This is a genomic window from Arthrobacter sp. DNA4, from assembly GCF_024362385.1.
Lineage (GTDB): Bacteria > Actinomycetota > Actinomycetes > Actinomycetales > Micrococcaceae > Arthrobacter.
In genome coordinates this window covers 2,904,143-2,925,767 of record NZ_CP101466.1, presented here as the reverse complement: position 1 = coordinate 2,925,767, position 21,625 = coordinate 2,904,143, and the positions used below count along the sequence as shown (strand labels likewise).

14 protein-coding genes, 1 tRNA gene and 2 pseudogenes are annotated in these 21,625 nt (G+C 67.2%); 10 read left to right on the top strand and 7 right to left on the bottom strand.

Annotated features, from left to right (window positions below; all coding sequences use genetic code 11):
* Positions 1-29 precede the first annotated feature (29 nt).
* The 3 genes from NMQ03_RS13460 to NMQ03_RS13450 are packed head-to-tail and all read left to right on the top strand — an operon-like array spanning position 30 to position 2,529.
* Complete coding sequence (locus NMQ03_RS13460; protein ID WP_255172603.1) at positions 30-923, top strand: sulfurtransferase; 894 nt, start codon at positions 30-32, stop codon at positions 921-923.
* Positions 920-2,104 (top strand): NAD(P)-dependent alcohol dehydrogenase, encoded by a 1,185-nt coding sequence (locus NMQ03_RS13455; RefSeq protein ID WP_255172602.1) that lies wholly within the window; start codon positions 920-922, stop codon positions 2,102-2,104. Before NMQ03_RS13460 ends, NMQ03_RS13455 begins: the two co-directional genes overlap by 4 nt.
* Entirely contained in the window at positions 2,101-2,529 is a 429-nt protein-coding gene (locus tag NMQ03_RS13450; protein WP_255172601.1) for an HIT family protein, read from the top strand. Before NMQ03_RS13455 ends, NMQ03_RS13450 begins: the two co-directional genes overlap by 4 nt.
* 72 nt (positions 2,530-2,601) lie before the next feature.
* Here NMQ03_RS13450 and hrpA read toward each other — a convergent pair whose 3' ends face one another.
* The 3 genes from hrpA to NMQ03_RS13435 all read right to left on the bottom strand — a co-directional run bounded on the left by hrpA (position 2,602) and on the right by NMQ03_RS13435 (position 8,104).
* A complete protein-coding gene (gene hrpA, locus NMQ03_RS13445) occupies positions 2,602-6,591 on the bottom strand; it encodes an ATP-dependent RNA helicase HrpA (protein ID WP_255172600.1) in 3,990 nt (1,329 codons plus the stop codon).
* A gap of 64 nt (positions 6,592-6,655) precedes the next feature.
* Entirely contained in the window at positions 6,656-6,991 is a 336-nt protein-coding gene (locus tag NMQ03_RS13440; protein WP_255172599.1) for a protealysin inhibitor emfourin, read from the bottom strand.
* A 60-nt stretch (positions 6,992-7,051) separates the two neighbouring features.
* Positions 7,052-8,104, bottom strand: coding sequence for a M4 family metallopeptidase (locus NMQ03_RS13435; RefSeq protein ID WP_255172598.1), 1,053 nt, complete (start codon positions 8,102-8,104; stop codon positions 7,052-7,054).
* A gap of 124 nt (positions 8,105-8,228) precedes the next feature.
* On the opposite strand from NMQ03_RS13435, the gene NMQ03_RS13430 reads away from it, so the two are divergent.
* Positions 8,229-9,179 carry a cation diffusion facilitator family transporter gene (locus NMQ03_RS13430; protein ID WP_255172597.1) on the top strand — a complete coding sequence of 317 codons (951 nt, stop codon included), beginning with the start codon at positions 8,229-8,231 and terminating at the stop codon, positions 9,177-9,179.
* A gap of 94 nt (positions 9,180-9,273) precedes the next feature.
* Here the strand turns inward: NMQ03_RS13430 and NMQ03_RS13425 are convergent.
* From NMQ03_RS13425 to NMQ03_RS13410, 4 genes and pseudogenes are all read right to left on the bottom strand, one after another.
* Positions 9,274-9,346: transfer RNA gene (locus tag NMQ03_RS13425), tRNA-Arg, on the bottom strand.
* Between the two features lie 112 nt (positions 9,347-9,458).
* Complete coding sequence (locus tag NMQ03_RS13420; RefSeq protein WP_255172596.1) at positions 9,459-11,021, bottom strand: ferredoxin--NADP reductase; 1,563 nt, start codon at positions 11,019-11,021, stop codon at positions 9,459-9,461.
* A pseudogene (locus NMQ03_RS13415) lies at positions 11,018-11,887 on the bottom strand (FAD:protein FMN transferase). Before NMQ03_RS13415 ends, NMQ03_RS13420 begins: the two are co-directional and overlap by 4 nt.
* A 3-nt stretch (positions 11,888-11,890) precedes the next feature.
* The gene (locus NMQ03_RS13410) at positions 11,891-12,301 is read right to left on the bottom strand and encodes an FMN-binding protein (protein ID WP_255175612.1); all 411 of its coding nucleotides are present in this window, start codon (positions 12,299-12,301) and stop codon (positions 11,891-11,893) included.
* 324 nt (positions 12,302-12,625) lie between these two features.
* Here NMQ03_RS13410 and argS point away from each other — a divergent pair, with 324 nt between their 5' ends.
* The 6 genes and pseudogenes from argS (at position 12,626) to rho (ending at position 21,583) form a co-directional block, all read left to right on the top strand.
* Positions 12,626-14,290: an arginine--tRNA ligase gene (argS, locus tag NMQ03_RS13405; RefSeq protein WP_255172595.1), complete on the top strand. Its 1,665-nt coding sequence runs from the start codon at positions 12,626-12,628 to the stop codon at positions 14,288-14,290.
* A 5-nt stretch (positions 14,291-14,295) separates the two neighbouring features.
* Entirely contained in the window at positions 14,296-15,768 is a 1,473-nt protein-coding gene (gene lysA / locus NMQ03_RS13400; RefSeq protein WP_255172594.1) for a diaminopimelate decarboxylase, read from the top strand.
* Complete coding sequence (locus tag NMQ03_RS13395) at positions 15,769-17,085, top strand: homoserine dehydrogenase (protein WP_255172593.1); 1,317 nt, start codon at positions 15,769-15,771, stop codon at positions 17,083-17,085. It abuts the gene before it with no gap.
* Positions 17,086-18,192, top strand: a complete 1,107-nt coding sequence (thrC, locus tag NMQ03_RS13390) for a threonine synthase (protein WP_224026471.1) — start codon at positions 17,086-17,088, stop codon at positions 18,190-18,192. It begins immediately after the preceding gene.
* A 2-nt stretch (positions 18,193-18,194) separates the two neighbouring features.
* Positions 18,195-19,169 carry a homoserine kinase gene (gene thrB / locus NMQ03_RS13385; RefSeq protein WP_159631636.1) on the top strand — a complete coding sequence of 325 codons (975 nt, stop codon included), beginning with the start codon at positions 18,195-18,197 and terminating at the stop codon, positions 19,167-19,169.
* 291 nt (positions 19,170-19,460) lie between these two features.
* Positions 19,461-21,583, top strand: a pseudogene (gene rho / locus NMQ03_RS13380) (transcription termination factor Rho).
* Positions 21,584-21,625 lie beyond the last annotated feature (42 nt).

The following is a 21,625-nucleotide window of genomic DNA, read 5'->3' as shown; positions in this document are numbered from 1 at the left end:
GATGGCCCGGATCCCGCAGAAGGAGCACCATGAAGCCATTGATTGACGTCCCCGGCCTTGAGGCCAGGCTTGCTGCCGGGCGCCGGACGGTACTGCTGGACGTGCGGTGGGTGCTGGGCGACCCGCATGGCCAGGACCACTATCTGGCGGAGCACCTGCCGGGCGCGGTATTCGTTGACCTGGCCACGGAGCTTGCCGATCCGGCCGTGCCGGACCGGGGGCGGCACCCGCTGCCGTCCCGCGACCGTTTCCAGGAGTCGGCCCGCCGGTGGGGCCTGCGCAACGGTGACGTGGTGGTTGCCTACGATGACAGCGGGAACATGGCGGCGGCCAGGCTGTGGTGGATGCTGCGCGACGCCGGCGTCAGCGGGGTCTACCTGCTCGACGGCGGTCTGGGCGCCTGGCGTGCCGCGGGCCTGCCGCTCGAGGCGGGCCCCGTCCCCCCTGTCCCCGGCGACGTTGTGCTGGGCAGCGGGCAGATGCCCGTGGTCGACGCCGGTGCTGCCGCCAGCTGGCCGCAGAGCGGCCTTTTGCTCGACGCGAGGGCGGGGGAGAGGTACCGGGGTGAGATCGAACCGGTGGATCCACGTGCCGGCCACATTCCGGGAGCAGTCAGCGCCCCCACCGCTGCGAACGTGGACCGGGCCGGGCGGTTCCTTGCGCCGGCCGAGCTGCGGCGGAGGTTCGAAGCCCTGGGCGTGCAGGACGGCCGGCCGGTGGCCGTCTACTGCGGCTCCGGCGTCACGGCGGCCCATGAGGTGGCCGCACTGGAACTGGCCGGGTTCTCCGCTGCGCTCTACCCGGGCTCCTTCTCGGAGTGGTCAAACCGCCCGGACCTGCCGGTGGCCACCGGCGCGGAACCTGGGGAGGGTGCGGGCCCGGGTGGAATCTCCGGCGGAGCCGGGGGTAGCGTCGCACTATGACACCAGGACGTCCCGTACCACCGCCCCTTGCCAATCCCATTTCGCCCGTTGCCGGAACCGCGCCCGCAGCAGCAGGAGCCCCAGCAGCCGCAGCCGCAGACTCCGGCGTGCGCGCCGCAGCGTACGGCGCCGTATCAGGAGCCAGCGGGCTGGTGCCGCTGACCGTCGCCAGGCGCGCCCCCAAGCCGGACGATGTGGAAATCGCCATCGAGTTCTGCGGGCTCTGCCACTCCGATGTGCACGCCACCCGCGGAGAATGGGGCGGCCAGACATACCCCCTGATCCCCGGCCACGAAATCGTGGGAACGGTCAGCAGGACCGGTTCGAACGTCAAAGATTTCGTAGTGGGCGACCGCGTGGGCGTTGGCTGCATGGTGGATTCCTGCCGCGAATGCGAAAGCTGCCTGGACGGCCTTGAGCAGTACTGTGAAAACGGTATGACCGGCACCTACGGCGCAAAGGACCGGCGGAACGGGGACGCGATCACCCAGGGCGGTTATTCGTCGTCCATCGTGGTGGACCGACGTTACGTCCTGCGCGTACCGGAATTGCTGGATCCGGCCGCCGCCGCGCCCCTGTTGTGTGCCGGCGTCACCACTTTTTCGCCGCTGCGCCACTTCGACGTCGAGGAAGGCGACGTGGTGGGCGTCGTGGGGCTCGGCGGGCTGGGCCACATGGCCGTCAAGCTGGCCAAGGCCATGGGCGCGAAGGTGGTGGTGTTCACCACCTCCGAATCGAAGGTTGCGGCCGCCCTGGAACTGGGCGCGGATGAGGTTGTCCTGTCCCGCGATGATGCCGCGATGGCCGCCGCGAACCGCAGCATCGACCTCATCATCGACACCGTGGCGGCCCCGCACGACCTGAACCCCTTCTTCCGCACTCTTCGCGTGGACGGCGCACTGTTCCAGCTGGGGCTTCCCTCCGAAGCCATGCCGCCGGTCAATCCGGGCGCCCTGATCCGCCGCAGGATCGCCTATGCAGGCTCACTGATCGGCGGCATTGCCGAAACGCAGGAGATGCTCGACTTCTGCGCTGAGCACGGCGTGGTTGCCGATATCGAGCTGGTGGCCGCCGGACAGCTGAATGAAGCCTACGACCGGATGGTCGCTGGAGACGTAAAGTACCGGTTCGTGCTGGACACCAGCACGCTGCAGGCAGCAGCCGAGGAGGCAGACGTATGAGCACCCTGTTCACAAAGATCCTGAAGGGCGAGATTCCCGGCCGGTTCGTCTGGCGCGAGGACGATGTCGCGGCGTTCCTTACCACCGGACCGCTTGCCCACGGCCACACCCTGGTGGTCCCCACCGAAGAAGTGGACCGGTGGACTGACGCCACGCCGGAGACCCTGGCCAGGGTCATGGAAGTGGCACGGCGGATCGGTGCGGTCCAGGTGGACATCTTCGGTGCCCGGCGGGCCGGGCTGATCGTGGCCGGCTACGAGGTCAACCACCTGCATGTGCACGTGTGGCCGTCGCAAAGCATGGCCGACTTCGACTTCGGCTCAGCGGACCAGAACCCGGACCCCGCGGTGCTGGACGCCAACGCCGAAAAGCTCCGCGAGGGCCTCCGGACGGCCGGCTACGGGGAGTTCGTACCCGTGGCCTGACATCCGGCTCTCCGCTGCGTGCCCGGCCCTTGTCGGCCGGGCACGCAGGACGCGCGGAGCAGCCGAAGGTGTTCAGGCCGGCGCAAGTGCCTTGTTGAGCACGGCCCGGATGCGCTTCTCCGACACCGAGTAGGCAGTTCCGAGTTCGACGGCGAAGAGGCTCACCCGGAGCTCCTCGATCATCCAGCGCACCTGGGTTAACTCCCGTCCGGCACGCCGCCCCGGCAGCAGCGCCGACACGGCGTCGTCGTAGTCGTCCTCGAGCCGCTGCACCACTGCCATGTTCAGTGCATCCCGCTGCACGTTCCCGGGCAGGCGCTCCAGCCGCTTCTCGATGGCCGCAAGATACCGCGGGAGCTGGCTGAGCTGGGCGTAGCCCGTGCGTGCCACAAAACCCGGATACACCAGTTGCTCCAGCTGGCTCTTGACGTCGTTCAGCGCACTGATCAGGGCCAGGCTGGTGGTGCCCCTGAGCTGCTTTTCGATCCGCCGGGTGCTGGCCAGGATGCGCTCGACGACGGCGGTGACGGTGAAGACGGTGTCAATGAGTTCAGCGCGCACCAGCTCATACAGGGCGTCAAAGGCCTGCCGGTCCCAGGGCAGTTCCGGTGGCGTGAGCTTGTCGATGGCGGCCAGTGCACAGTCGGCGATCAGGGCCGACACCGAGCCGTGCGGGTTCTGGCTGAACGTGAGTTTCTCGGTGTTGCTCAGGTGCTCCAGGACGTAGCGGTCCGGCGCCGGAACGCGCAGTGCCAGCAGCCGGATCACCCCGCCACGCATGGCGTCGAGCTGTTCCTCTGCCGTCTGGAACACGCGCAGGGCCACCGACTTGCCCTGGTCCACCAGGGCCGGATAGCCGGTAACTGTATGGCCCTTGACCATGCTGCTCACCTGGCGCCCGATGGTGCCGAAGGTCCATTCGGTCAGGCCTTCCTGCTCCGCGAACCCTGCCGTGGCCGGGGCTCCCGGCACCCCGGCCCCCTGCTGACGGGCCGGTGGGCCGCCGTCGGACGACTTCCCGTTCCGGCGCTGCCCGTTAGGGGCGGCACCGGGCGCAGTGGAGGCCGGGGTGGCGCCAAGCGATTCGGCAATGGCACGCCGGGTGGCGGGGGCCAGCTGCTCCTGGAGCCCGGCGAGGTCCTTGCCCTCGCCCAGGACCTTGCCCTTGCTGTCCACCACTTTGAAACTGACGCGCAGGTGCGGGGGGACCGCGTCCCAGTTCCAGGAGCCGGGCGGGATGACCGCGCCGCGGAGCCGCCGCAGCGCAAGCTCCAGCGAGGGCTCCAGATCGTCGGTGGCGGGATCGAAGTCGGACTCGAGGACGGCAACTGCCTGCCGGGCGACATCGGGGGCCGGGACAAAGTTCTTCCGGATTTGCTTGGGCAGCGACTTGATCAGGGCCGTCACCAGCTCCACCCGCTGGCCGGGGATCAGCCACCGGAACGGGGCGTCGTCGAGCTGGTTCAGGAACAGGACCGGCACTTCGGCAGTGACGCCGTCGGACGGGTCGGGGGCAGAACCCGGTGCCACCGGATGGAATTCGTACGTCAGCGGAAGCTCGAAGCCCTTGTGCAGCCAGGTCTTCGGGTAGGCGGAGACGTCCAGGTCGTCGGCGTCATCGCTGAGCAGCAGCGACTTGTCGTAATCCAGGAGGTCCGGGTTCTCCCGGCGGGCATCCTTCCACCACTTGTCGAAGTGCCGCTCGGAGACCACGTCGGGGCCGATCCTGGCGTCGTAGAACTCGAACAGCGTTTCGTCATCAACCAGCAGGTCGCGGCGCCGCATGCGGGCCTCGAGTTCCTCAACCTCGTGCAGGAGCGCCCGGTTGCGGTGGAAGAACTTGTGGTGGGTGCGCCAGTCGCCTTCCACCAGGGCATGCCGGATGAACAGCTCACGGGCAACCACCGGATCCACCCGGCCGTAGTTGATCCGCCGCTGGGCGATGATAGGAACGCCGTAGAGGGTGACCTTCTCGTAGGCCATGACGGCGCCCTGCTTGGTGGACCAGTGTGGTTCGCTGTAGCTGCGCTTCACCAGGTCCGGGGCCACCTGTTCAGCCCATACCGGATCGAATTTGGCGGCCACCCTGGCCCAAAGCCGGCTGGTCTCAACCAGCTCGGCCGCCATCACAAACGTGGGGGACTTCTTGAACAGGGCCGATCCGGGGAAGATCGCGAAGCGGCTGCCCCGGGCACCGGCGTATTCGCGCTTGCGCTCGTCCAGGATGCCGATGTGGCTCAGGAGTCCGGAGAGCAGGCTGATATGGATGCCGTCGTGGTTGCCCACAGGATCCGCCAGCCGCTTGTTGTCCAGCGTGATCCCCAGCGGACGGGCGAGCTGGCGCAGCTGGGTGAAGAGGTCCTGCCATTCCCGCACCCGCAGGTAGTTGATGAACTCGGCGCGGCACAGCCGGCGGAAGGCCGATGACGACAGCTCCTGCTGCTTCTCCTGCAGGTAGTTCCAGAGGTTGAGGTAGCCGGTGAAGTCGGAGTTTTCGTCCCGGAAGCGGTTGTGCTTTTCCGCGGCCAGTTGCTGCTTGTCGGTGGGCCGTTCGCGCGGGTCCTGGATGGTGAGCGCGGCCGCCAGCACCATGACCTCGCGGACGCAGCCGCGTTTTCCCGCTTCGACGATCATGCGGCCCAGGCGCGGATCCACGGGCAGCTGGGCGAGTTTCTGCCCGACGGCGGTGAGGCCGCCGCCCTGCGGCCCGCCCCTGCCCCCGGCTGCTTCAGGCTTGGCACCGGTACCCTGGGCCCGCGGGGGAGCCAGGGCGCCAAGTTCGCGAAGGAGGGTGACGCCGTCGTTGATGGCGCGGGTTTCCGGCGGTTCAACGAAGGGGAAGTCCTCCACGTCCTTGGGCCCCCTTGCAACGCCCATGGCAGTCATCTGGAGGATGACGGCGGCGAGGTTGGTCCGCAGGATCTCCGGGTCGGTGAACCGGGGCCGGGATTCGAAGTCGTCCTCGGAGTACAGCCGGATGGCGATGCCGTCGGACACGCGGCCGCAGCGGCCCGAACGCTGGTTGGCCGATGCCTGCGAGACGCGCTCGATGGGCAGGCGCTGGACCTTGGTGCGGTGCGAATACCGGGAAATGCGGGCGGTGCCGGTATCGATGACGTATTTGATGCCCGGAACCGTCAAGGACGTTTCCGCCACGTTGGTGGCCAGCACGATCCGTCGCTTGCTGCCGGGATGGAACACCTTGTGCTGCTCCTGCAGGCTCAAGCGCGCAAACAGGGGAAGGATCTCGGTGTTGGCAAACCTGCGGTTGGACTGGATGCGGGACTGCAATGCTTCCGCAGCGTCCCGGATTTCGCGCTCGCCGGAGAAAAATACCAGGATGTCCCCCGGGGCCTCGGCGGCAAGTTCATCCACGGCGTCGCAGACGGCGTCAAGCGGATCCCGGTCTTCCTCAAGTTCGTCGTCCGAGGCGTCTTCTTCGTCCGCTTTCGGCTGTGAGAGGGGGCGGTAGCGGATTTCCACCGGGTAGGTCCGGCCTGACACCTCCACAATGGGGGCCGGGTCCTCCGGGGTGCCGAAGTGCTTGGCGAACCGTTCGGGATCAATGGTGGCCGAGGTGATGATGACCTTCAGGTCCGGCCGCTGGGGGAGGATGCGCTTGAGGTAGCCCAGGATGAAGTCGATGTTGAGGCTGCGTTCATGCGCCTCGTCAATGATGATGGTGCTGTACTTGCGCAGCAGTTTGTCCCGCTGGATCTCGGCGAGCAGGATGCCGTCGGTCATGAGTTTGACTTTGGTCGCCTTGCTAACCTCGCCCGTGAAACGGACCTGGAAGCCTACTTCCTGGCCGATCTCGACGCCGAGCTCCTCCGCAATGCGCTCCGCCACCGTCCGGGCTGCCAGCCGACGGGGCTGGGTGTGCCCGATGAGGCCTTTCTCGCCCAGTCCCAGTTCCAGGCACATCTTGGGGATCTGTGTGGTCTTACCGGAGCCGGTCTCGCCGGCGATGATGGTCACCTGGTTGGCGGCGATTGCGGCCATCAGGTCCTCGCGGCGCTCGGAAACCGGCAGCTCGGCGGGATAGGAGATATGAAAAGTCATGGCTGCAGACAGTCTACTGCCGTAAGGAACCGCCCCTTCTTCGTTTCCCGGCCGCCTGCCGTCCTCAGCCGGGCCCGTCGGTGTCCGCGCCGGGAAGTGGTCCGCCGGCTTCCTCCGCGGCGGCCCTCGCGGTATCAACCAGGATGCGCCATGGACCGGTGAGGGCATGCTCGGGCAGGGCAGCCCTGCGCTGCCCTGCGGTGATTGAGTAGATGAAGCGGTCCGGCTGGGGCGCCTCGAAGGCCGCCGCGGCCGCCCGTGGCGTGCTGGGAACCGCATCCCACGGGCAGGCCTCGACAATGGGCTGCCACTGGCTGAGGTCGCTGTCCGTCCGGGCGTCCACCGTCCACACGCGCGTGACCGCCGCGATCCCGCCGGTGCGCTCCACCTTGATCTTCATGGCCTGGCCCCTGGGCTTCCATACGGCCCGGGAGCCAGTGAGCGGGCCGCCGGGCAGTGGTTAAACCTTGACCTTCACAGTCTCCCACGCCGCCCCAACGGCGTCATGCTCCGGGGACTCCGGGCCAAAAAGGTCGGCGGCAGCGCGGACCGTGGCACGGGCAAAGACCGTGAACGTGGCGGCGGGCGGCAGGGAACCGTTGGTCAGGGTCTCGTACCAGATACGGCCCGGAGCCTCCCACGCGCAGCCGCCCAATGCCTCCGCGACCAGGTAAAAGGCGCGGTTGGGGATGCCGGAGTTGATGTGTACGCCGCCATTGTCCGCGCTGGTCCGGACGTAGGAGTCCATGGAGTCAGGCTGCGGGTCCTTGCCCAGCACATCGTCGTCGTACGCAGTCCCCGGCGCCTTCATGGACCGCAGGGCCCGCCCCTGGACCTTGGACGTAAAGAGCCCTTCCCCGATCAGCCAGCTGGCCTGCGCGGCGGTCTGGTTCCTAACGTACTGCTCAACGAGCGCGCCGAAGACGTCGGACATGGATTCGTTCAGGGCACCCGCCTGGTTCCGGTACACAAGCCCCGCCGTGTACTGCGTGACCCCGTGTGCCAGCTCGTGCCCGATGACGCTTACGGATTTGGTGAAGCGTTCGAAGACGTCGCCGTCGCCATCGCCGAAGACCATCTGGCTGCCGTTCCAGAAGGCGTTGTCGTACAGCTTGCCAAAGTGCACCGTGGCGTCCAGCTTCAGCCCGCGGCCGTCCACCGAATCCCGCCCGAAGGCGTCGGCATACAGCCTGTGCGTGTTCCCCAGCCCGTCATAGGCCTCGTCAGTGGCGGCATCGCCGGTGGCTGGTCCGCCTTCTTCGCGGACAGGCCTGCCCGGGAGGGTTTCGTCCCCGGCGGCGTCGTAGACGGCGCGGTTGACGGGCCCTGGCTTTTCCGGCCGCAGGCCCGGCGGGAGGGGCGGAACAGCCTGCGAACGCGCAGCCTGGAACAATTCGACGTGTCCCAGCGCTTTCCTGGCGGCGCTTGCCGCGGACGAAAACTCCGGCGCATCCTGCTGCGCCAGTCGCCGCAGCATGTACGGCGGAATGATTGAACAGAATGGAACGTGCATGGCGTACCCCCTCAACTAGGTGAAATCAGCCTAAGAGGAGCCACCGACAATGACAGGGACGCCACCGCCACAAATTCAGCAGCCGCCGGGCGCTGGAGCGGGCAGGGCTGGGTACGGTAGGCGCATGGCTGAAACCGAAAAGCGAACCAAATCCAGTTCCACCCTGCTGACTGTCATCATCGCCTTCGTGGCGAATGTGCTCGTGGCGGCGGCAAAGTCGGTGGCCGCTGTCCTTTCCGGCTCGGCCTCCATGGCCGCGGAGGCAGCGCATTCCTGGGCGGATACGGGAAACCAGGTGTTCCTGTTCTTCGCGGAGCGGCGGTCCGCCCGGCCCCGGGACAAGAGCCACCCGATGGGATACGGCCGGGAGGCCTATGTCTGGTCGATGTTCGCCGCGTTCGGCCTTTTTACCGCCGGGGCAGTGGTGTCCATCATGCACGGCATCCAGGAGATCATTGCCCCTGAACCGGCGTCGGACTTCACCGTGGCGTACGTCGTCCTTGCCGTGGCCTTCGTCTTCGAGGGAGTCTCCTTCGTCCAGGCGTTCCGCCAGACCCGGAAGGCGGCCCACGAGCTCGAACGGCACACCCTTGAACAGGTCCTGATCAGCTCCGATCCCACCCTGCGCGCGGTCTTCGCCGAGGATGCCGCAGCGCTGATCGGCCTCGTGGTGGCGTTCGTGGGCGTATTCCTGCACCAGGTCACCGGCTCGCCGCTGCCGGACGCGATCGGTTCGATCGTCGTCGGCGTGTTGCTCGCCGTCGTCGCGGTTGTCCTGATCGACCGCAACAGGCGCTTCCTGGTGGGCCAGGGCGTCACCCCGGACATCGAGCGCTCCATGGCCCGGCGGGTGCTGGAGCACCGCGACATCGCCCGGCTCACCTACCTGCACCTGGAATTCGTCGGCCCGCGCAAGCTGTACCTGGTGGCTGCGGTGGATCTGGAGGGGGACCACCCGGAGCACGAGGTGGCGGTGGCGCTGCGCCGGATTGAGCGTGAGCTGGAAGACCACGAAACGGTGGAGGAAGCCGTCCTGACCCTCGCAACCCTTGACGAGGCAGCCCTGCGTTTCTAAGCCGGCGCCTCCCGGCGGACCTGACCGGCGGGGGGCAGGATGCACGGGAACGAAGAAACCCCCGCCGCTTCAACAAGCGGCGGGGGAATTCGTGTGCCCTCGGTAGGATTCGAACCTACGGCCTTCTGCTCCGGAGGCAGACGCTCTATCCCCTGAGCTACGAGGGCAATTTCCGGATATCCTGCCGTTCCCGGCGGGACGTCCTAGAGCTTAGCAGGAAGGTGGCCCGCAAGGGAAAACCGCCACCCGGACCAGCCGGGGGTGGTCGCCGAAGCAGCCTCAGTAGCCCGAGAAAGAGTCCGTCCGGACCCTCCGTGCCCCGGCCCGCCTGGCCGCGCGGCGGAGGGATGCGACGCTTGCGGGCGAGCCGGAAACGTAGACCTCCCGGCGGTCGATATCCGGGACAAGCTCCGCAAGCGCCTTTCCATCCAACCGGCCGGGCGCACCGGTTCTGGCGGCGGAAGCGGAAGCGGAGGCCAGGCCGGACGGCGGGTCGGAGCCATCCGCCAGCCGCACCAGTACACGCATGCCGGACGTCCGGAGTTCTTCCGCGTAGGCCACCTCGTCAGCGCTCCTGGCCAGGAGCAGGAGCACAGCGTCCCGTTCCCGCAAGGCGCCCGAGGACAGGTGGGACACAAATGGGGTGATGCCGATGCCCGCCGCGATGAGCAGCACCGGCCGGCGGGGATCCCGCGGCAGGATAAAGTCGCCGCCCACCGCCGTGGCTGTCACTTCGTCACCCGGCTGCAGCGCCAGGAGCGACTCCTTTGCCGCTGACAAAGGGCCCGCCGTCCGGACGCCAAACTTCACCAGGCGCTCGCCGGGGGAGCCGGTCAGGCTGAACACCCGGCGCCGGCCTTTTCCATCCGGCCTGGCCTGCGGCAGGTCCAGCTCCATGTACTGTCCGGGGAGGAAACGTACCGGCCGGGCGGGCTCGAACGAGAACTCGGCGGTGGTGGGCGTCAGCGGGCGCGTCCCCGCGAACCGGAGCTTTACGGCCCCGCGCTGGCCCGCCAGGAAAGCCAGCAGGTTGCCCGCCAGCAGCGCAGCCTCCGGGGAGTTGGCCACAATGCCCAGGTTCCACGGCACCGCGAAGAGCACCCCAACCACGGCTGCAAGTGCCAGCTGCTGGTGGCGGCGCGGTGGCAACGTAAGGGGCTCGGTCAGCATGAAGCCCACAAAGAAGAGCACCGGACGCTGGGCGAGGGCCTGCCAGACTCCCATCCCGGCCGTCATCCCCGAGCGAAGCAGTTCAAGGGTAATGATCGCGGTGGCCACCCCCGTGAACACGGATGCCATCAGCATCTTGCGTGTCCGGTGCAGGACCAGCAGCACGCCCGGGACCAGCACCCAGAGCATGGCCGGCGTCGCGGCCCACCACGTGGCGATGTTCAGCCCGGTGAGTCCAGTGGCAAACGCGCCGGCCGCGGCGGGATTGAATATGTGCCGTCCGCGCCACGCCAATGCGTATTTGGACGCCGACGCCAGCACGCACGCCAGCGCCACCCCTGCCAGGTCCCTCGGCTGCAGGGACGGCCAGAACAGGAAATAGAGCAGCAGCCCGGTGATCAGCGAGGACTCCGTATGGGGATTGACCCGGAACAGTGCCGCCAGCGCCCGGTTGGCGGCGTAGGTCAAACCCAGGCACAGCGCCAGGTGTGCCAGCATTTCCGGGATTCCGAAAGTCAGCCAGCCCAGCACATTCAGCAGCAGGCTGTACGCGGCGAGTACAGCCAGGACCACAAGGATGAGCCGGTACATGGTGAACCTGCCCACGGCGGTGCCTATCCGGCCCGTCAGGGAGGGGCACGGGTCGATTTGCGGTGTGTCCACGGGGCTCATGGGAACAGCTTTCCTTCGAATTCGGCGGAATAGGCTGCGCTGCCGTCGGAAAAGACTGTCAGCCAGGAAAAGTCGAACGCCTCCTGGAGCAGGTCGCCCGGGACGAAGAAGAGGGCGGTGGCGAGGGCATCGGCAACCATCGCCGTCTCTGCCAGTGCCCAGGTGGCGACGGCGGTGCGGACCGGCTGCCCGGTGGTTCCGTCCAGGACGTGGTGCAGTCCATCGCCCCAGGCACGCCGGTTGGCAGCCGAGGCACACAACGCCCGGCCTTCCAGGTCCACCACGCCAATCGCCTGGGCCGGGTTGTAGGGGTGTTCAAGCCCCACGCTGACAGGGCCGGTTCCGCGGGCGAGCAGGTCCCCGCCGGCATCAATGACGAACCCGCCCACGCCGGCGGCCGCCAGCTCCTGCGCCAGCAGGTCCACCAACAGGCCCTTGCCGCGGCACCAATGTCCAGGACCACGGGGGCGCCGCGGTCAGGACCGTTCCGGACCACGTGAGGACCGATTCCCAGGTGGCGCCGGGAGCGGTGGCCCTGCTGCCCGGAGGGAGTACGCTGCGTCATACCCCAGGCGCTCCAGGCTGCCGCCTATCAGCGGTGTCATGGCTCCGCCGGTCAGCCGGTAGAGCCGCCAATACAAGTCGCCCAGGGCAGCGGCCTCGTCGGGGAACACATGGCGCCCCGGCTGCCGGGCCAAGCCGGCAACCAGGGAATCGGCGCGGAAACGGGACCAGTCGCCGTCGAACTTTTCGACCCGGTCCAGAAGGCGCACCCGCACGCCATGCGGCAGCGGCAGGGGAGTGCTGATGTGCCAGCCGGTGCCGATCCCCTGGAACGAAAAGTCCTCCCGGTCCGTCGCGGACACCGCCTAGTGCGCCTCCGCCTTGATCTTCTCCAGCGCCTGGTTGAAACCTCCGCTGGTCAGTGAGGAGCCGGAAACCTTGGAGACGTTGAGTTCATCGATGTTCCTGCCCACCACCTGGGCTGCGATGCCCCCGGCGAACTGGCCCTGGAATTTGCGGGTGTTGGGATTGGACGGGTGCTCGGTGATCTGCACGTCCGTGACTTTGCCCGCTGCAAGCGTCAGCTGCAAACCCACCGTCTCCGTGCCGTTGGGCGAGACGTAGTTGCCGTCCGCATTGTAGGTTCCGTCTTTGTAGTTGCCGCCGCTGACGGCCAGGGAGGATCCGGCAGCGGGGGCGCCCGGTGCCGCGGCAGTGCCGGGGGTGCCGTCGGCGGTGGACGGCGCGCAGCCCGCCACGGTTCCCGCCAGGGACAGCCCTGCGATACCGGCGAAGAGGCTTCTCCGGAGAAGGACTTTGGGAACAGAAGGGCCTTTCACGGCAAAAGTACTCCCGGGAGTGACGGGGCTTTTAGGGATGGAGGGTCTCATGAAGGCTCTCGTTTCTCTGTGGGCTGTTCACTTCCTTGGGGCTGCCACCTTGTGTGGGGAGAGGCCCTTGCGGCAGTGGCTACGGTTTAGTCAACGCCGGATCCGCCCGAATGGTTCACGGAACCGGCCGGGAAGATTTCTTTTGCACGCCGCCGGGGGCGTGCACGGCCCAAATTCTTTGCTGTCACTGGCCCCCGGTACGCTAGAGGGGTGACTCCCGAAGAACTTTCCCTCGCCATATCCGCCTGCCTCAAGGACGCCGTCGCCGCCGGCGATATTGCCCTTGCGGCATCAGCCATTCCGGCTGAGGTGCGCGTGGAGCGACCCAAGAACCGGGACCACGGCGACTGGGCCACCAACATCGCCCTCCAGCTCGCCAAGCAGGCCGGCACCAACCCGCGCGAATTCGCCGCCGTCCTCAGCAGCCGGCTCAAGTCCATCGACGGCGTCTCCGCCGTGGATATCGCCGGGCCCGGATTCCTGAACATCACCGTGGACGCCGCAGCCGCCGGTGCCCTGGCCAAGGCCATCGTCGAGGCCGGCAAGGACTACGGCACCAACACTGCGCTCGCCGGGCGCACCGTCAACATGGAGTTTGTCTCCGCCAACCCCACCGGGCCGCTGCACATCGGGCACACCCGCTGGGCCGCCCTGGGCGACTCGATCGCCCGCGTGCTGCGCGCTTCGGGCGCGGATGTCACCGCGGAGTACTACATCAACGACGCCGGCTCGCAGATGAACACCTTCGCCAACTCCGTCTACTCCCGCCTGCATGGCCTTCCGGTGCCGGACGGAGGCTACCCCGGGCAGTACATCGCCGAGCTTGGACATGAAGTCCTCACCGCGCACCCGGACATCCGCGAGCTCACCGAAGTGGCCGCCCTTCCGGTCATCCGGGCCGCCGCCTACGAGGCCCAGATGAAGGACATCAAGGCCACCCTGGCGGACTTCGGCGTCGAGTTCGACGTCTTCTTCTCCGAGCAGGAACTGCACGACGCCGGCGCCATTGAAAGTGCCGTGGCGCGCCTTCGCGAGCAGGGCCACGTGTTCGACGACGGCGGTGCGGTCTGGTTGCGGACCACGGACTTTGGCGACGACAAGGACCGCGTCATGATCCGCGCCAACGGCGAGCCCACGTACTTCGCCGCGGACGCTGCCTACTACCTGTCCAAGAAGGACCGCGGCTTCACGGAGAAGATCTACCTCCTGGGCGCCGACCACCACGGCTACATCAACCGGCTCAAGGCCATCGCCGCCGCCGCCGGTGACGACCCCGAGGTGAACATCGAAGTGCTGATCGGCCAGTTGGTGTCAGTCAACGGCGCCAAGCTGTCCAAGCGCGCCGGCAACATTATCGAACTCAAGGACCTGATCGACTGGCTGGGCAAGGATGCAGTCCGCTACTCCCTGGCACGGTTCCCCGCCGACTCGCCGCTGACCCTTGATCCTGATCTGCTGAAGAAGCACAGCAACGAGAACCCTGTGTTCTACGTCCAGTACGCCCACGCCCGCTCCCGGGGCGCCGCGCGCAACGCTGTGGCCGCCGGCGTCGAACGCCAGGTGGACGGCCAGGACAGCTTCGATGCTTCACTCCTGGACCACGCCACGGAAAACGAGCTGCTGTCCTACCTGGGCAGCTACCCGTCGATCGTGGCCAAGGCTGCTGAACTGCGCGAACCGCACCGCGTGGCGCGACACCTGGAGGCCATCGCAGGGGCGTACCACCGCTGGTACGACGCCTGCCGTATCGCCCCCATGGGTGAAGAACCCGTCACGGACCTCAACCGCACCCGGCTCTGGCTTAATGACGCCACCAGCCAGGTGCTGGCGAACGGCCTTGACCTGCTGGGCGTTTCCGCGCCGGAACGGATGTAGGACCCATGACGCACACAGCAGCACACGGCTCTCCGCTTGCCCCGGAGTGGCTTGCCGTTCCGGATGACCTCAATGCCCTCCACGAACCGATATGGGCCGGTGACGCAGCGCGGAACGCCGATGGTGAACTTGCCATCGGCGGGATCCCCGTCAGCGAGTTGCAGCGGCAATACGGGACCCCGCTTTTCGTCATGAGCGAGAACGACTTCCGTGCCCGGGCCAGGGCATTCAGCGACGCGTTCAACGACGCCTTCGCGGATATCTGCGGGGGAGTGGATGTCTACTACGCCGGCAAGTCGTTCCTCTGCACGGCGGTGGTCCGCTGGGTGGAGGAAGAAGGGCTGCGGCTGGACACGGCCTCGGGCGGGGAACTCGCCGTGGCCTACCGGGCCGGAATTCCCGGGGCGGACGTCGCCCTGCACGGCAACAACAAGTCCGACGGCGAGATCCACAGGGCGCTTGACATGGGCCTGGGGCGGATCGTGGTGGACAGCCTGGATGAGCTCGTGCGCGTCGGCGCGATCGCGCAGGGACGCGGGGAGCGGGCGAAGGTCATGCTGCGGCTCACCCCCGGCGTGCATGCCCACACGCACGAATTCATCGCCACCGCCCACGAGGACCAGAAGTTCGGCCTCTCCATGGCTGCCGACACCACCGATGAAGCCGGCATCTCCGCTGCCGAGGAAGCGGTGGCAGCTGCATCAGCGCATCCCGGCATCGAGCTGCTGGGCCTGCACTGCCACATCGGATCCCAGATTTTCGAGCCGGACGGCTTTGCGCTGGCCGCGGAGAAGCTGCTGCGCTTCCTTGCCGCCATGCAGGAAAAGTACTCCATCACCCTGCCGGAACTGGACCTTGGCGGCGGCTACGGGATCGCCTACACGCCGGTGGACACCCCGCGCCCTGCAGCGGAGATCGCCAACGCGATGGCCGCCGTCGTGCGCTCCACCTGCGCCGAGCTTGGCATCGACGCGCCGCGCATCTCCATCGAACCGGGACGCGCCATCGTTGGCAGCACCACCTTCACCCTGTACGAAGTGGGCACGCTGAAGACGGTCCGCGTGGACGCACCCGGCACGTCCGGCGACGGTGACGCGGGCAACAACGTTACGTATCCCCGGCGGTATGTTTCGGTGGACGGCGGCATGAGCGACAACGCCCGCCCGGTGCTGTACGACGCGGATTATTCGGCCGTCCTGGCCTCCCGCACCTCCAGCGCCGCCCCGCAGTTGTCCCGCGTAGTGGGCAAACATTGCGAGAGCGGCGACATAGTTGTTAGAGATGTATATCTGCCCGAGGACGTGGCAGCCGGTGATCTGCTTGCTGTACCGGGAACCGGCGCCTACTGCTGGGCCCTCTCGAGCAACTACAACTATCTGGCCCGGCCGGGCGTTGTCGCGGTGCGCGACGGATCTTCCCGGCTGATTGTCCGCGGGGAAACCGAAGAAGATCTGCTGAACCGCGACATGGGAGCCTGAATGACGGAAATGCGAACGCTGAAAGTAGCCCTGCTGGGCTGTGGCAACGTTGGAGCCCAGGTTGCGCGGATCCTCATTGAGGACGCCGACGCCCTCGCTGCCCGCACCGGTGCCCGCCTGCAGCTCAGCGGCATCGCCGTGCGCAACGTTAACGCCCCCCGCGACGTGGACCTGCCGCAGGAGCTTTTCACCACCGACGCCGAAACTCTCGTCAAGGACGCCGACCTGGTGATCGAGCTGATGGGCGGCATTGAGCCCGCACGCACGCTGATCCTCTCCGCGCTGCGCAACGGCGCCTGCGTGGTCACCGGCAACAAGGCACTCCTGGCGCAGGACGGACCCACCCTTTACGAAGAGGCGGACAAGGCGGGCGTCCAGCTGTCCTACGAGGCCGCCGTGACCGGCGCCATCCCGATCCTGCGCCCCATCCGCGACAGCCTCTCGGGCGACCGGATCACCCGCGTGCTGGGCATCGTCAACGGCACCACCAACTTCATCCTTGACCAGATGGACACCACCGGCGCCCAGTTCGCCGATGCCCTCGCCGAAGCCCAGCGCCTTGGCTACGCCGAAGCGGACCCCACTGCCGACGTCGAAGGCCACGACGCCGCCGCCAAGGCCGCCATCCTCGCGTCGCTGTCCTTCCACACCCGCTTTGCGCTGGACGATGTCCACTGCGAGGGAATCACCTCCGTCAGTGCTTCGGACATCGCCGCCGCAAAGGACGCCGGCTTCGTCATCAAGCTGCTGGCCATCGCGGAGAAACTGACCGACGCTGACGGCAAGGAAGGCGTGTCCGTCCGCGTGCACCCTACCCTCCTGCCCCGCGAACATCCGCTGGCCGCCGTCCGGGGCGCATTCAACGCGGTGTTCATCGAGGCCGAAAATGCCGGTGAGCTGATGTTCTATGGCCAGGGCGCCGGCGGCACCCCGACGGCATCCGCTGTCCTGGGCGACCTCGTGTCAGCAGCCAGGCGCCTGGTCCTGGGCGGTCCCGGCCGCACCGAAACCACCACGGGCCACGTTCCCGCGCTGCCCATCGACGCGGCCACCACGAGTTACTACATTGGCCTGGACGTCGCCGACCAGCCCGGCGTCCTGGCAAAGATCGCCCAGCTCTTCGCCGAGCACGGCGTCTCCATCGAAATCATGCGGCAGACCATCCACCGCGATTCAGCTTCCAACGTGGAGTCTGCCGAACTGCGGATCGTCACCCACCGTGCGTCAGAGGCTGCCCTTGCAGCCACCGTCGAGGCCGTGAAGGGCCTGGACGTCATCAATTCAGTTACATCCGTTTTGCGGGTAGAAGGAGTCTAAGTGGCTCACCAATGGCGCGGTGTCATCCGCGAATACGCTGACCGTCTGCCCGTGACGGAGTCCACCAGGGTCATCACCCTGGGCGAGGGCGGCACCCCGCTGGTACACGCGCAGAAGCTCTCCGAACTCACCGGTTCCGAGGTCTACCTCAAGGTGGAAGGCATGAACCCCACCGGCTCCTTCAAGGACCGTGGCATGACCATGGCGATGACGGCAGCAGTTGCCTCCGGCGCGAAGGCCGTTGTGTGCGCTTCCACCGGCAACACGTCCGCCTCTGCTGCTGCCTACGCTACGGCCGCCGGCCTCAAGTGTGCGGTCCTGGTGCCCGAAGGCAAGATCTCCATGGGCAAGCTCAGCCAGGCGATCGCCCACGGGGCCACCCTGCTCCAGGTGGACGGCAACTTCGACAACTGCCTGGACATAGCCCGCAAGCTGGGGGAGTCCTACCCCGTCTTCCTGGTGAACTCGGTAAACCCCGCCCGCATCCAGGGCCAGAAGACCGGCGCCTTCGAAGTGGTCGATTCCCTGGGCGACGCACCGGACATCCACGTTCTGCCCGTGGGCAACGCCGGCAACATCACGGCCTACTGGAAGGGCTACAAAGAGTACTCCGCTCCCTTCGAATCGGAGACGGCCGGTACCCTTCCCGCCGTATCCACCAGGACACCTGCCATGTGGGGCTTCCAGGCCGCCGGTGCCGCCCCCTTCGTCGCAGGCCACCCCATCACAGAACCGGACACCATCGCCACTGCCATCCGCATTGGAAACCCGGCGTCCTGGGACGGTGCCGTCGGCGCCCGTGACGAATCCGGCGGGCTCATCGAGGCCGTCACCGATGAGGAGATCCTGAACGCCCACCGCTGGCTGTCGTCCAAGGAAGGCGTCTTCGTGGAGCCCGGTTCCGCCGCAGGCGTGGCCGGACTGCTCAAGAAGCACGCCGCCGGCGAGGTCCCCAGCGGAAAAACCATCGTCATCACCGTCACAGGCCACGGACTCAAGGATCCCCAGTGGGCCCTGCGCACCGAGGACGGCAGCGATGTCCAGCCGGTCAAGGTCCCCAACGACGTCGTCACCGTAGCCGCTGAGCTGGGACTGGAAGAAAAATAACCTTGGACACCACCTCGCAGGCCGCCGTCGGACTGCAACTGATTGAGCCGGGCCAGCGCGTCACCGTCCGCGTCCCCGCCACCACGGCCAACCTTGGTCCCGGCTACGACAGCCTGGGGCTTGCCCTGGCCCTGCACGACACCCTGACCGTGGAAAGCCTGGACACGGACGAACTCGTCTTCGACCTGCGCGGCGAAGGGGCGGAAACCCTTCCCCGGGATGCCAGCCACCTGGTGGTCCGGGCCATGGACGCGGCCTTTGAACGGCTGGGATTCCGCCACGGCGGCCTGAAGGTGACTGCCGAAAACGTCAACCCGCACGGCAGGGGACTGGGCTCGTCCGCCTCGGCGGTCGTGGCGGCTGTGTCTGCCGCCAATGCCATGGTTCCAGCGGAAAACCAGCGCGGCCGCGACTGGATCCTGCAGCTCACCAGCGAAATGGAAGGCCACCCGGACAACGTCGCACCCGCGATTTTCGGCGGACTGGCGCTGTCATGGCAGGACAGTGAGCAGTACAGCAGCACCACTGCCACCGTGACCGGGTCGATCATCCCCATCGTGGCGGTACCCGACTTCGAACTGTCCACCGAAGCCGCCCGCGCCCTGCTGCCCGCATCAGTGGGACACCATGCGGCGGCCATGAATTCGGGCCGTGCGGCGCTGCTGATCCATGCATTGACGCAAAAGCCTGAGTTTCTCCTGCCGGGCACCGAGGACTACCTGCACCAGAGCTACCGGGCGGAAGCCATGCGGCCCAGTGCGGCGCTCATCGGCGCCCTCCGTAAAGCAGGCTACGCAGCAGTGGTTTCCGGCGCCGGGCCAACCGTCCTGGTGCTGGCCAACGGCGAAGCGCAGGCCAGTGATGCACTGGCCTTCATTGAGGCCTTTACATCGGAGAACACGCCGGACATTGGCTGGCGCGTTCTGAAGCTCGCAGTGGACGTTGAAGGTGCTAAGGTGGACGTGCACCGGCGGTAATTCCGCCTATCTGATCTGCTCCTGCATTCAGTTGCTGTTTGATCTACCACTGTGAATGTATTCCGGTGCCACCTGCTTGGTCTGTCGCAGGAACTGCAGCATCCAACTGCCCCTGAAGCGTCAGTCAGGCGTTGCGCCGTGGGCGCAGCGCAAGGTGAATCAGTATCCGGCCCTGCTGGCCGAAATCCAACCGGCAAGGCTGAAATCCGGCTGCAGATCTGAACTGCAGCCCAGATCAAATCATCGCGTCCAGCTCCCAGTCTGGACGCCGTCGAGGGGGAAGGATCCTTCGTGACCGAAACCACTGAGCTGTCGCCAGCTGTGGAACACACAACTTCTGCTGCCGAATCATCGGCCGCACCCGCCAAGAGCAGTGGCCTCGCCGGCCTGAAGCTCGCCCAGCTGCAGGCCCTCGCCAGCCAGCTCGGCATCTCCGGCGGCTCCCGCATGCGCAAGGGGGACCTGGTTTCGGCCATCTCCGCCCACCGCGCAGGGACCCTGACCGTCAAGACTCCTGCGAAGGCAACGGAAAAGGCTCCGGAAAGCAGCGTGGCTCCTGCCGCAGCCGCTCCGGAGGCCGCTGCCGCGGAAGCTCCTGCCGCTGAAGGCACCCGTGCCCGCGGACGCGGCCGCAGCCGCCGCGCTGTCAGTGACGGCGTGGTTGCCCCGGCAACCGAAGCTCCCGTCGTGGAAACCGCTGCCGCACCTGCCGCTGCAGCCGTCGAGGCGCCGTCGGCCGCCCCCGCGGAAACCACCGAGGCAACGGAAGGCGCCCCCGAGCGCCGCCAGCCGCGCACCCGCAACCGCCGCCGCGGCGAAGCCGCTGCCGCCTCCGTCCAGGAAGCCCCGGTGGAAACCCCGGCAGAGCAGCCGGCCGCGGAACAGCGTGCAGGCGAACAGCGCACCGAAACCCCCGCAGAAGCAGGGGACGCCACCAGCGCACCGAACGCCGTGACGGCGGCCGCACCCGCGGCCGTGACAACACCCGCGATTCCGATGGCGGCCGCGACAATGCCGGCAGCCGCGAAGCCGGCCAGCGCGATGGCGGCCGGGACAACCGCGACAACGACGACGCCGACGGCGGAAGCCGCCGCAACCGCCGTAACCGCCGCGACCGGAATGACCGCAACGACCGTTCCGGCGGCCAGGACCGGGACAACTCGCGCAACGACCGCTTCCGCGACCGCAACGACCGCCGCCGCGGCCGCAACCAGGGCCCGGACGTAGACGACGTCGAGGTCACCGACGACGACGTGCTGCTGCCGGTCGCCGGCATCCTCGACGTCCTCGAGAACTACGCGTTCATCCGCACATCCGGCTACCTGCCCGGCCCCAACGACGTCTACGTCTCCCTGGCCCAGGTCAAGAAGTACAACCTGCGCAAGGGTGACGCCGTAGTAGGCGCAATCCGTGCACCGCGCGAAGGCGAAGACCGCAGCCAGCAGTCCAACCGCCAGAAGTTCAACGCCCTGGTCCGCGTCACGTCCGTCAACGGCAAGACGCCGGAAGAACTCAAGGACCGCGTCGAATTCGCCAAGCTGGTTCCGCTGTACCCGTCGGAGCGCCTGCGCCTCGAGACCGATCCCAAGAAGATCGGCCCCCGCGTCATCGACCTCGTCGCCCCGATCGGCAAGGGCCAGCGTGGCCTGATCGTCTCCCCGCCCAAGGCCGGCAAGACGCTCATCCTGCAGTCCATCGCCAACGCGATCACCACCAACAACCCTGAGGTCCACCTCATGATGGTGCTGGTTGACGAACGGCCCGAAGAAGTCACGGACATGCAGCGCACCGTCAAGGGTGAAGTCATTGCCTCCACCTTCGACCGTCCCGCAGACGACCACACAACTGTGGCCGAACTGTCCATCGAACGCGCCAAGCGCCTCGTGGAAATGGGCATGGACGTGGTGGTCCTCCTGGACTCCATGACCCGCCTGGGCCGCGCCTACAACCTGGCAGCACCGGCCTCCGGCCGCATCCTGTCCGGTGGTGTGGACTCCGCAGCCCTCTACCCGCCCAAGCGCTTCTTCGGTGCCGCCCGCAACATCGAAAACGGCGGCTCGCTCACCATCCTGGCCACCGCCCTCGTCGAGACCGGCTCCAAGATGGACGAGGTCATCTTCGAAGAGTTCAAGGGCACCGGCAACATGGAACTCCGCCTGTCCCGCCAGCTGGCAGACAAGCGCATCTTCCCGGCCGTGGATGTCAACGCATCCGGTACCCGCCGCGAAGAGAACCTGCTCTCGCCCGAAGAAGTCAAGATCATGTGGAAGCTGCGCCGCGTCCTTTCCGGACTCGAGACCCAGCAGAGCCTTGAACTGCTCACCAACAAGATCCGGGAAACGCAGAGCAACGTCGAGTTCCTCATGCAGGTCCAGAAGACGACGCTTGGTGCGAAGTCGGATAACGACAAATAGTTTCACCAGGGGCGGGGCCGACGCATTTTGCCGGCCCCGCCT

Coding starts and splice junctions, on each gene's coding strand:
- NMQ03_RS13430 (WP_255172597.1), top strand. CDS start 8,229: ATGGCTGAAACCGAAAAGCGAACCAAATCCAGTTCCACCCTGCTGACT.
- NMQ03_RS13455 (WP_255172602.1), top strand. CDS start 920: ATGACACCAGGACGTCCCGTACCACCGCCCCTTGCCAATCCCATTTCG.
- NMQ03_RS13460 (WP_255172603.1), top strand. CDS start 30: ATGAAGCCATTGATTGACGTCCCCGGCCTTGAGGCCAGGCTTGCTGCC.
- NMQ03_RS13450 (WP_255172601.1), top strand. CDS start 2,101: ATGAGCACCCTGTTCACAAAGATCCTGAAGGGCGAGATTCCCGGCCGG.
- NMQ03_RS13440 (WP_255172599.1), bottom strand. CDS start 6,991: ATGAAGATCAAGGTGGAGCGCACCGGCGGGATCGCGGCGGTCACGCGC.
- NMQ03_RS13395 (WP_255172593.1), top strand. CDS start 15,769: ATGACGGAAATGCGAACGCTGAAAGTAGCCCTGCTGGGCTGTGGCAAC.
- NMQ03_RS13420 (WP_255172596.1), bottom strand. CDS start 11,021: ATGAGCCCCGTGGACACACCGCAAATCGACCCGTGCCCCTCCCTGACG.
- lysA (WP_255172594.1), top strand. CDS start 14,296: ATGACGCACACAGCAGCACACGGCTCTCCGCTTGCCCCGGAGTGGCTT.
- NMQ03_RS13435 (WP_255172598.1), bottom strand. CDS start 8,104: ATGCACGTTCCATTCTGTTCAATCATTCCGCCGTACATGCTGCGGCGA.
- hrpA (WP_255172600.1), bottom strand. CDS start 6,591: ATGACTTTTCATATCTCCTATCCCGCCGAGCTGCCGGTTTCCGAGCGC.